An 11138-nucleotide genomic window follows, 5' to 3' on the forward strand; every position below is an offset into this window, starting at 1 on the left:
TCCCCTGATCCAGAACTATTCCTGATCCTTCCTTTTTGATTTCCACCTGAAATGCAACCGAACCTTCCGGACGCATCATGCTCCATTTATGTCTGAGGTTAACATGAAATCTGATGTTTTCTCTCCCTTATCGGATGCATTGGCACAGTATGCAGACCTGCTTCTGGGTGCGCGCAAAAATGGCCATTGCCTGCAACAGATCCCGGCTTCTTCTGCCCCTCAAAATGCAGAAGACGCATATGCGGTACAGGATCGGGTGGCACGTGGTCTGATCTCATCTCTTGGATCGATCCAAGGGTGGAAAGTTGGCGCCCCTACGCCAGACAGCAAGCCATTTTGCGCCCCTTTGCACCAGAACACGATTTTCTCGGGAAATACCAAACTCCCCGTGGGTTTATGCCGTCTCTACGGTGTTGAAGCTGAAATCGTTTATGTTTTCGGAGTGTCTCTGCCGCTGCGCTCCACGCCGTGGACAGAACAGGATGTTCGTAAAGCCATTGTCAGCGCACACGCAGCGATTGAGATTTGCGATACCCGCTTCTGCAAACCCGGATCCCAGTCGGGCCTGACCCATCTTGCGGATCAGGGAAACCATGGAGCTCTGATTTACGGAACTCCTCTGGATGACTGGCGACGCCTTGTGCCCGTTGATGAACCAGTCAGTCTCATTTTGAACGGTAAAACGGTCATTGATCATACAGGTGGAAATTCTGCTGGTGATCCGATGCGCCTTCTCGTCTGGCTCGCCAATCATGCTGCCAAGAGAGGTTTGCCCATACAGGCGGGAACTGTCGTAACGACGGGATCCATGACTGGAACTGAATTCGTTCCTGCAGGCACCGTCGCAGAAGTCCAGATCGGCCCATTAGCGGCAGTTTCCGTCACGCTCCCTTGAAAAGAACTAATGAAAGGTTTTGCGGTCATGAAGCCGGAACTACTTCTTGTTGAACCCATGATGCCTGAAATCGAGGCTCTTCTCGATGCGGCTTATACCGTTCACCGTTATGACGGATCAGTCATTCCCTCTAATGTTGCCTCGCGCATTCGGGGGATTGCTACAGGCGGCGGCACCGGTGTGCCAGCAGCGCTGATGAGAACTCTGTCGAACCTTGAAGTCATTGCCATCAATGGGGTGGGAACGGATGCCGTTGACCTGAAAGAAGCGGCACGACGCGGCATTGGCGTGACTACAACCCTGAACGTCCTGACGGATGATGTGGCGGATCTCGCCATGGCGCTCATGCTGTCGGCAATGCGCGATCTGGTTCCAGGAGATCAGTTCGTACGGAACCACCAATGGGGCGTTGGTCAGCTTCCGCTCGCTCATAAGGTCACTGGACGGAAACTTGGAATTGTCGGCATGGGACAGGTCGGACAGGCTATTGCCAAGCGTGCGCGTGGTTTTGATATGCCCGTTTCCTATTATTCCCGCCGTGACCTGGCGTTGCCAGACGCACCGTTTATTCCTGACCTGCAAGCGCTCGCTGAACAGAGCGATATTCTGGTCGTCGCAGCTTCTGGCGGTGCACAGTCCCGGCATCTCATTAGTCGTGATGTCATGGAAGCCCTCGGTCCGTGCGGTCTGCTCGTGAATGTTTCCCGAGGCAGCGTTGTGGATGAGCAGGCCTTGGTAGAGCTACTTCAGCAAGGAAAACTCGGGAAGGCTGCGCTGGACGTGTTCGAAAGCGAGCCGACGGTTCCAGAAGCCCTTCTCAAGATGAAAAACGTCGTTCTACAGCCACACCGTGCCAGCGCCACCGTGGAAACACGCCTTCAGATGGGCCAGTTGGTTGTCGCCAATCTGGGTGCTCATTTTGCCGGTGTGCCTCTCCTGACGCCTGTGCAGTCAATCTGATTGGGTCAAGGACAGGCGCTGTTCCGCTCAGAACAATGCTTCGCTCCGAGGTAATACCATGATGTATTCCCTGTTTTTTCGCCGGAGGCTTATTGCCTTTGGTGTTCTCTCGGCGGGATGGCTATGCGCCCACCCAGCCCATGCTCAGTATCGTGGTCCGATCTCCGAAACGGCCCCTCTCTTCGCGCTGGACACTCCAACGTCCTACGCCAATACGCCTTTTACACCCCCCGTGGAAAACATGGTCCTTCCGTGGGGAAGACTGGTTAAACGCCTCAATAAAATGGGGGTTGGGATCGTCGTGGATTACACGAGCGAAAGTGCCATCGCGCTGAATGCCGGTCATGGGGGTGATGCCGGATATGCGCATCAGATCGGGGTGGAACTGGATCTGGACTGGGAAAGGCTCATTGGGTGGAAAGGCTTCAAAACCCATGCCGTTTTCGTCAACCGCGCGGGACATAATTTAGCATCTGATATGGGGGAAAGATCCCTTAATGGCTTTCAGGAAATTTACGGTGGTGGCGGCAATGTCGGCGTCCATCTGGTATACGTTTATGGAACGCAGGACCTTTACAAGAACCGGGTTCAGATTGCCTTGGGCAAGATGCCGGTCAATATCGATTTTGCCAATTCGCCCTTGTTCTGCACGTTCATGAACAAATCGAACTGCGGCATTCCAAAGTCCCTTACCCGTGGAGCGGCAGGGTATGCGACATATCCAGGATCAACATGGGGAACGAGAGTGCGTTACTGGCCATTACATGGGGTTTACACCCAGGCTGGCCTGTATGGTGTCAATCCATATCTGAATACCAACAGATACGACCGTACCGGTTTCAGGATGGATACAGAGCTTTATACCGGCATCTATATTCCCGTTGAAATTGGCCTCATACCGTCTTTTGGAAAGAACAATCTGGTGGGCCATTACAAGTTCGGCGTTGCGTATGATTCTTCGAATTACAGGGATGTCTATTACGATACGGCGTTACAGCCAGCAGCCAGAACGGGCATGCCCTATCGTTGGACCAACGGAAAAACACAGATATGGCTTCAGGCAGACCAGATGCTGATCCGTAATGGGAATGGTCCACTGCACGGCCTTTATGCAATTGCCGGCTTTACGAAAAGTCAGGGCAACAACAGCCCCTATACGTATCAGGTTTATGCCGGGTTTGTAGACAGAGGCCTCATCGCTAGCCGTCCGCAGGATACAATGGGTGTAGAATGGTCAGAAACATTCGCGAGCTCGCAACTGGTAGCATCACAATGGATCCGGTATCGGCAAGGTTTATCTCTGCCCGGAAATGCAGATTATCCGCAGAGTCACCTCACGACGTTTGAAGCAACTTACAATATTCACGTTTTCCGTGGCCTTTCGATCCAACCGGACTATCAGCATATCTGGAGAACCAATCTTCAGAAAAACAAGCCAGAGGTTGATGCGCTTGGCCTGAAGATCCATGCTGTTCTTTAGACATTGAGTCCCGTGTTAATATCGAAACTTTCCCGGGCACGTTGACAAAAAGATTTGATCCAGAACTTTGCGGCGGCGAGATCGAAGAAGTTCCTGAACCGTCAAATGGTCAAGCATTCACTGAACTCCATAAAGAACAGCTTTGAGCCACATCCGCTGCAACGTGAAAAGATTTTTTGTCAACGAAACCTAGATCACCCTGGATCTGAGGAGGCTTTTTGTAAATTCATGACTGGGATTTTTGAAGATATGATTTGTTTCCCCATGGTCTACAATTTTACCATTCTGCATTATAATAACATTGTCGCTCATCTCTTTTATAACTCCCAGATCATGAGAGATAAATAAATAAGAGATTTTCAGACGCTCCTGGAGCTCTTTCAACAATTCCAATACTTGTGCTTGCACAGAAACATCCAACGCTGAAACAGGCTCGTCACAAACAATCAATTTAGGTTTGCCCGCGATAGCCCGCGCGATGGCAATACGTTGGCGTTGCCCCCCCGAAAGCTGGAGAGGGTGACGGCGAGAAACGTCCGGTGTTAGGCGTACCAGCGCCAGAAGTGCCGTAATCCGTTCCGGAAACTCCGTCTGTGGGATGTTGTTGGCTTCAAGCGCATCGGCAAGAATGCGCTGAACAGTCCAACGTGGATCAAAAGAACTCAGGGGATCTTGATAGACAATCCCCATTTCATGCCGATGCGGCCGACGCTCTCGTTCATCTACGCTCCGGAGAGTATCAGCACATATCCCGTTCCAAACTTTTCCATCAAACCATACGTTACCTGCATCAGGCGCCAGAAACCCGGTTACAATTCTTGCAGTTGTTGTCTTCCCAGAACCAGATTCACCTAAAATACCGAGCGTTTCCCCTCTCCGAAGGGTAAAGCTGACATGATCTACCGCGGTCCGCGATGACCCTTGTGACTTAGGGTAATCCTTGAGGATGTCTTTCACGACGAGCAGAGGGGGGTCATCTTCCGTTTGCTGAACTGAGGGACGCTGCGGTTTGTGCTGTTGCCCTGGGATCGAACTCAGTAGCAAACGCGTATACTCCTGAGTGGGGTTCTTTAGAATTTGGGCCGCCTCTCCCTGCTCTATTAGTCGGCCTTCTTTGACCACGATAATTGTGTCTGCAACCTGAGACACGGCTTCAATGTCATGGCTAATCAGTAAAATCCCGTGCCCTGCATCCCGTAAGTCACGGAATAGCTCCAGAACATGTGAAACGGTGCTGGCGTCCAACGCCGTGGTTGGCTCATCTACAATGATGATCCCGGGGTTTAGGGCTATCGCAGAGGCCATGAGAGCCCTTTGACGCAGCCCTCCGGACAGTTCATTCGCGCGCTCCTGCAAGCGCGTTTCAGGGTCAGACACCGCGCTATTTCTGAGCAGTTCCAGAACTCGCTCCCGCCGCGCCCTGCGATGACGCCAACCCCGCAACTGGCCGTGAACCGTCAGAGCTTCTTCTATTTCCTGCCCAATGGTTCGCAACGGGTCGAGCGACGTCAACGCGTCCTGAAGCACAAAACCTATCTCTTTTCCGCGAAGTTCGATCCAGCCCTCTTCACCCAGGCCCAGGAGATCAAGATCGCCGAGACGCAAGCTCTGTCCTGCAATCTGGGCTCGATCACCCGCCAGCCCAACAAGACTGCGCGCCGTTACGCTTTTACCTGACCCTGATTCACCAACCATGGCCAGAATTGTGCCGGGTTTTATCTGAAAAGAGAGATCATGTACGACCTGCTTTCCCTCAAATGATATGGAGAGTTTTTCGACCGTCAGTTCCTGTCCGATCATAGCATGTACCTCATGAGGGTCTGCCTTCGAGGCGACGTTGCAGGAAGCGCCCTAAGATTGTTGTGGACAGCACAGTCAGTACAATGAAAAGGCCTGGAAAGAGGGTAAGCCACCAGGCATCAGCGATGAAATCGCGCCCCATGGACATCATGGTTCCCCATTCTGGCGTGGGGGGTGGTGCGCCAAGCCCCAGAAAAGACAGTCCTGCCGCCCAGACAATCGTCTGGCCAACCCCCATGGTCGCGGTCACAACGAGCGGACGGAGCGCATTGGGTAGAACATGTCGTCGAATGATGGAAAATGGCGTGTGGCCAAGGGCACGGGCAGCTTCCACATATCCTGAGTGCCTTACCGACAGCACCTGACTGAAGACCATCTTGCCGTAGCCCGGCGTAGCGGCGATCCCGATCGCCAAGGCCAGTGGCCCTGCCCCCGTCCCAAGACTGGCGGAGAAAAGAAGCGCCAGTATCAATGCAGGAAACGAAAACAGCACATCTATAACGGCGCCAATGCCTTTCTGAAGCCACTGAGGACCCAGCCCGCCTGCCAGTCCAAGGATGATCCCACCAGAAAAACTGATTGCGACGGCCCCTGCCCCAACCAGAAGGGACTGTCGTGTGCCATGAATAACGCGCGTCAGAATGTCGCGACCAGACTGGTCTGTTCCGAAGGGGTGGTTCCAGTCTGGGGATAAGAAAGCGTGCCGTGGTGCAATAGCATAGGGATCAGTTGCGCTGATCGCGTTTGGAATGATGGCTGAGACCAGAAGAAAAACCAGAAAGCCTGATGCGGGAAGGATTGCAATGGGAAGCCGCCTCCACGCGATGAGCTTTTTCGGTGCTATAATCATAAGGATGCTCTCCGCTCCCGAGATGTCGCAAGGCGCGGATCGACCAGTTCATGGATGAGTTCGATCATCAGGCTGGCAAGTATGTATGCAACTGTGACGAACAGAACGATGCCGGTTGTTAGGGGCATGTCCTGTGCGGAAACGGCATAAACAAGCGTGCGCCCAAGTCCTTTTCGTGAAAAAATGGCTTCAATGACCGCTGTTTCACCGAGAAGCGCGCCAAGAGCCCACGCTGAGAGCGCAATACCGGGAAGAAGCGCGTGACGCAGGGCATGGCGCCACAAAACCTGCCCCATGCTTAGACCTCGCATTCTCGCACTCAGGATGAACGGTTGATCGAGGGCAATCTCCAAAGACTCACGCGTGACCTGAGCCAGAAATCCTCCCAGAGGAATGGCAAGGGAAAGTGCTGGCATAATGAGGGAGGCCAGCGAAGAACTCCCCGCGGGCGGCAGCAGGTGCAATCTGAACGCAAATATCCAGAGCAGCACAATTCCAAGCCAGAACGGCGGGAGCGCTGCGGCAGAGATGTCGAGAGAGGCTCCAAGGCTCGAGAGTACTCTCCCGCGGCGGACTGTGCAGAATACTGAAACCAGTGCGAGAGCCCAGGCAAGGAAGAGCGAGAACGATGCGAGTGCCAGCGTAGGCAGCATCTGCTGGCGCAAAACCTCCGCAACACGCAGGTGCTGACTGAAGGAAGCCCCTAAATCTCCATGGAGGAGCCGCCATATATAGAAACCATATTGCACGATAAGAGGACGATCGAGGCCGTACTCCCTGGTGATCGCCGCGACAGCACCGGGTGTAGGGTTGGCCATGGCCCCACCGAGGATGATCGTTGCCGGATCACCGGGCATCATGCGCACAGCGAGAAATGTTAGTGTTGCAGATGCGAAAAGCATGCCGAGACTCAAGCCAATCCGGTTGATCAGGCGCTGGGAAGCCAAGCGTTTCGTCATGGTGTCATCCAGGCATCATGAAAATTGATGACGCGTAACGAGGGCTCAATGCGTACACCATGAACATTGCTGAACACTCCCAGACGCGTGGTCTGCGAATACGTCGTGATTTGAAGATGTGCCTTAGCGATGATCTCTTGAGCTCGCTGGTAAAATGCTTTTCGCTGCTGCGGGTCTTGCGTGGCCAGTGCCTGTTCCACCACCCCGTCGAAGATCGGGCTGCTATAGCCGGAAGCGTTCTGGTGAATACCGTGCTGAAAATGGTTGGTAAATGCAGATCCGAATACGATGCGAAGGACATCTGGAGTATTCGTGTTCCAGTATCCAATCCGCACATCGTAATCCCAGGCATCACTCCGCGCGATATTGGCGGTCTCGCTTAAGGGCTCCAGCCGGACATCAAAGCCGGTTTGACGCGCAGTGGCTTGTACCTGCTCCCAAAGGGTACGATCGGCAGGTGCCAGAACCGTGGAGATCGGGATGTGCACAGTTAATCTTCTGCCGTCACGGAGGCGATATCCCTCAGAATCCCGGTCTTTCCAGCCAGCTTTCTCCAAAAGCTCGTTGGCACGCTCCGGATCATAATCCTTGGTATGCTCAAAATCCGGACTGTAGTCTGGTGTGGAGGGGCTCAGAGGGCCTCCAGCGCGCGCATAATGGTGGAAAAATATGCTTCCTAACGCCCCATCAATATCTGCGGATCGAATGAACGCTTCACGGACACGTATGTCATTAAATGGCGGCCGAAGCGTGTTCAGGGTCCCGTTCGTAGGATTTCCCGGCCGATCTGCCATCAGCAATGACACGTCCGGGTTGGACTTTGCTGGGGTTTCGCCCTCAGGCGGCACACTATCAATCACACCGACCTCGCCCGCCTGAAGCATGGCAAAACGGACTGACGGTTCAGCAACGAAGCGCCAGATGATTCCGTCAAGCCACGCTGGTCCCTGATGGTGTGCGGTGGAAGGAGCCCATGCATAAGCTGGGTTTTTCCTGAGGACGACCTCACTCTGATGATCCCAGTGGGTGATAATGAACGGGCCAGACCCCACAGGGCTCTGGCAGTTCACATCGCGAGGGCGGCTTAAAGCTGCGGGAGACTCAATACCCAGAAAGCCTTGAGCCAGAACATTTAAGAAAGCCGAATACGGCGAGGACAGGTGAACCGCTGCCGTATAAGGATCGAGAATGTCGGTCCGAGTGTATTGGCGGATATAACCGCCCGCAGTACCTGACTGTGTGGCGGGATTCACCATATGGTCCAGATTGCGTTTTACAGCCGCTGCATCGAACTTGGTCCCATCGGTGAAGGTCACGTCATGCCGGAGATGAAAGATATACGTTAGTCCGCCGTCCGCTATTTCCCACGACGTCGCAAGCCAGGGATGAATGGTGCCCTGCTCGTCCATCGATACGAGCCGGTCCAGATACTGCTCGGCGATATAGACCTGCGGCATATCTCCATACACATGGGGATCCAGGCACAGAGGCTCGCGCTCCGTTGCAAAGACGAGAGTACCGCCTTTGTGGGGTGCTGATCCCTGCTGCGTGCTCGGATGTCGCGTTTTACTGTCGGTATCATGCCGATAGAACAGGACAGCCACGCACGCTACCACCGGAATAAGTATCAGAACCGGCCTGCGATTATGAAACCTGGTCATGCTCTTAAAATCAGCACGTATGAGCGAATATCTGACCAATAAACTGTCTTGGGAAAGAACCAATGCCTCATCAGAAGTGCCTTCCCAAGTCACTGAGGTGTACAGTCACGCCGCCAAACACACTGAATCCGTCACCCGGGTAAAACATTGCGGAATCAGTATGGTTCAGATTGTAGGCAGTATAAGCTGCCGTGGCGTAATGCTTGTTTCCGAGATTGCGGAAATCAAGAAAAGTGCTCCAGATTTTGCTTTTTGCCTCATAACCAAGCTTCAGGCCGAAAATCCCATATCTGGGTGCCTTCAGTGTATTGGCGTAATCGACATAATAGCTTGAGGACGACCTGAAATCGAAGTTCGCATAGAACCCCAGAGGATTATTATACTGGAGTTCGGCTTGATATTGCCATGTCGGGATCGACGGCAGCTTGTTTTGCCCAAGAAGGGAATCATGTCGGTAATAAAAGTCATTGAGCGTAAGCGCCTGACGGAAGGACAAGGCGCCATATTGATGCAGATTAAAGAGTTTCGTTGAGAGCCCGGCTTCAATGCCCTGATGAATTGTTGGGCTTGCGTTAGACGTTCTGGTAATCTCGGCTGTTGTATTTGTCGCGCGTGTAACGACGACGGACAGCAGCTCGTCTTTAACCCAACTCCGATAAAGGGTTAGATTTCCGTCGAATATGCCGACATGACCTCGGATACCAATTTCCGCCGAGTTAGCCCGCTGAGCTTTCAATGGCCCTACAGTTCCCGTGTCATTATAGGGGCTGCCCCCTTTGACATCATGGTAGTTCCACGTCACCGGAGGGTCGATCAAGCGACTGAAGTTGGCGAAGACGTCAATGTCCGGATTAATTTCATACCGTAAACCGACGCGCGGCGTAATGAAGACATTATTATAGTGCTCACGGCTCTGAAGCGCTGAGTTCGGTATCAAGCGGTCAACAACGCGAATATTGCGATCAACCCAGATGACTGAAAAGCCGCTAGTCAGCCAAAGCCGATTGAAAATATTGAAATTATTCCCGGCCGCAAAAACCAGATCATGTGATCCGCCGTATTTGACCCGCTGGTGCAGCGTCCAGTCTTCTCTATTATAAGTCGTGGATGGGACGGACGATGTATAATATCGAGAGTCTCCCGACACCATATGCACATCACTCAGAATAAAATTGCTTTCAATCTTCCGCCCGAGAAGACGATCACTCCGGTTATATTTGACAGAATTGTTAATGTCCGTGGAACGCCACAGGTTAAACTGCTGCGTATTTGTCCCGTTAAAGAGCGGATAATCGTTCCACGTTATGCCGTATTCCAACCTGGAATCATCATCGAAAATGTAATTGGTTTTAAATCCCAGCATAGTGCTTCTGGTCGGGCGCCCTCCCCAGTCGTTTGGATTAATGCTGGGGCTTTTGCGAAGTTGGGCCAGTGTCAGCAGGCCACCATAATGGCCGAAACCCTCATCCCATTTGAAAATAAATCGTGCAGACAGTTTGTCGGTGAAGCGGTAGCCTAGATTTGCGACAACATCGGTACGATGCATCGCCGTATAGCTTTGGAAGCCCTGTCGGTTGGTTCGCGCTACAGTGACGTAATAATCGCCTTTCTTGTTGCTGAACGTCCCCCCCTGACTGACCTGTTCTTTCAGTGTGCCGTAGCTGCCAGCTTCGAAACGGGCCATGAACCCGGGCGCAGAGACCCCGGTATGTGTTACGAAATTGATGCCGCCACCAAGAGCGGTCGCAGCGTAGTCGAACGCGTTGGCACCATAAAGGACTTCTGTGCGCTGATATCCGGTATTGTTGAGGCGATCTTCCTGAAATCCTCCCACACCGCTGACAGTCAATCCATCAATCAGGTATTTCATTCCGAGGCTGTAACCTCCATAGAATACCCCTGCGCCCGATCCTCTTATGGAGATCTTGTTTCCGGTGCTTCCACTGGTTGCTTGCGCGAAAATACCAGGCTGAAACGCCAAAGTGTCCTCAAGCGTGGCTGACCGCCCTTTCTCAACTTCCTTGCTACTGATAACCGTGAAATTTCCCGGCACCTTTCTCATGCGCTTTGCGGCTGTGCGGACGCTATTCGACCCAGTGACACTGATATCCTCGCTCTTTGAATGAGGAGAAATTGCGTCGCCTTTTAAGCGCTTCGGAGCAACCGGAGTGTTGGGACGACTGACCGCCGGTCCGACATGAAGGGCTCGCGGACCAGAGCGTTTGTTCCTTTCAGCATCTTGGGCAATAGCCGTGGGAATCATGGTGCATGTTGAAAGGACGGTCATGCCAAGGAGGAGAATGCGTGTGTGCCGCTCGTAGAAGGCTTTCATGACTCGTTTCTCAACATTTGGGTGATATCTCGGAACATAAAAATCGACCGTCCGGAGGCGCATTTCCTACCGACGATTCCTTTATTCACATATCCAAATGTATGAACGTTAATAACAACGTATTTTTAATGTTGTATTTAAAAGGCACAATTTTCCCCATAAAACCAAGGGAAAGAGCCATTCTAAGAGTTCCTATTGAAA

At 52.7% G+C, this 11138-nt stretch carries 8 protein-coding genes; 3 read left to right on the forward strand and 5 right to left on the reverse strand.

Features of this window, described 5'->3' with window-relative positions:
- The first annotated feature begins 103 nt into the window (after positions 1–103).
- The 3 genes from KP708_RS10245 to KP708_RS10255 are packed head-to-tail and all read left to right on the forward strand — an operon-like array spanning position 104 to position 3335.
- Positions 104–895, forward strand: coding sequence for a 2-keto-4-pentenoate hydratase (locus KP708_RS10245; RefSeq protein ID WP_215751156.1), 792 nt, complete (start codon positions 104–106; stop codon positions 893–895).
- Positions 896–922: 27 nt separating this feature from the next.
- A complete protein-coding gene (locus KP708_RS10250) occupies positions 923–1855 on the forward strand; it encodes a 2-hydroxyacid dehydrogenase (RefSeq protein WP_215751157.1) in 933 nt (310 codons plus the stop codon).
- 58 nt (positions 1856–1913) lie between these two features.
- Entirely contained in the window at positions 1914–3335 is a 1422-nt protein-coding gene (locus tag KP708_RS10255) for a carbohydrate porin (RefSeq protein WP_252347549.1), read from the forward strand.
- A gap of 189 nt (positions 3336–3524) precedes the next feature.
- Here KP708_RS10255 and KP708_RS10260 read toward each other — a convergent pair whose 3' ends face one another.
- From KP708_RS10260 to KP708_RS10280, 5 genes are all read right to left on the reverse strand, one after another.
- Positions 3525–5135: an ABC transporter ATP-binding protein gene (locus KP708_RS10260; RefSeq protein ID WP_215751158.1), complete on the reverse strand. Its 1611-nt coding sequence runs from the start codon at positions 5133–5135 to the stop codon at positions 3525–3527.
- Between the two features lie 10 nt (positions 5136–5145).
- A complete protein-coding gene (locus KP708_RS10265) occupies positions 5146–5985 on the reverse strand; it encodes an ABC transporter permease (RefSeq protein ID WP_215751159.1) in 840 nt (279 codons plus the stop codon).
- Entirely contained in the window at positions 5982–6944 is a 963-nt protein-coding gene (locus KP708_RS10270; protein WP_215751160.1) for an ABC transporter permease, read from the reverse strand. The genes KP708_RS10265 and KP708_RS10270 overlap by 4 nt, the downstream gene beginning before the upstream one ends.
- Positions 6941–8605, reverse strand: a complete 1665-nt coding sequence (locus tag KP708_RS10275) for an ABC transporter substrate-binding protein (protein WP_252347550.1) — start codon at positions 8603–8605, stop codon at positions 6941–6943. Before KP708_RS10275 ends, KP708_RS10270 begins: the two co-directional genes overlap by 4 nt.
- Positions 8606–8675: 70 nt before the next feature.
- Entirely contained in the window at positions 8676–10937 is a 2262-nt protein-coding gene (locus KP708_RS10280) for a TonB-dependent receptor domain-containing protein (RefSeq protein ID WP_215751161.1), read from the reverse strand.
- Positions 10938–11138: the final 201 nt, after the last annotated feature.

The sequence above is a fragment of the Gluconobacter sp. P5H9_a genome, from assembly GCF_018812085.1.
Lineage (GTDB): Bacteria > Pseudomonadota > Alphaproteobacteria > Acetobacterales > Acetobacteraceae > Gluconobacter.

Excerpts from the sequence above, each read along its gene's own strand:
- KP708_RS10245 (WP_215751156.1), top strand. The coding sequence starts at position 104 with ATGAAATCTGATGTTTTCTCTCCCTTATCGGATGCATTGGCACAGTAT.
- KP708_RS10250 (WP_215751157.1), top strand. The coding sequence starts at position 923 with ATGAAGCCGGAACTACTTCTTGTTGAACCCATGATGCCTGAAATCGAG.
- KP708_RS10255 (WP_252347549.1), top strand. The coding sequence starts at position 1,914 with ATGATGTATTCCCTGTTTTTTCGCCGGAGGCTTATTGCCTTTGGTGTT.
- KP708_RS10260 (WP_215751158.1), bottom strand. The coding sequence starts at position 5,135 with ATGATCGGACAGGAACTGACGGTCGAAAAACTCTCCATATCATTTGAG.
- KP708_RS10265 (WP_215751159.1), bottom strand. The coding sequence starts at position 5,985 with ATGATTATAGCACCGAAAAAGCTCATCGCGTGGAGGCGGCTTCCCATT.
- KP708_RS10270 (WP_215751160.1), bottom strand. The coding sequence starts at position 6,944 with ATGACGAAACGCTTGGCTTCCCAGCGCCTGATCAACCGGATTGGCTTG.
- KP708_RS10275 (WP_252347550.1), bottom strand. The coding sequence starts at position 8,605 with ATGACCAGGTTTCATAATCGCAGGCCGGTTCTGATACTTATTCCGGTG.
- KP708_RS10280 (WP_215751161.1), bottom strand. The coding sequence starts at position 10,937 with ATGAAAGCCTTCTACGAGCGGCACACACGCATTCTCCTCCTTGGCATG.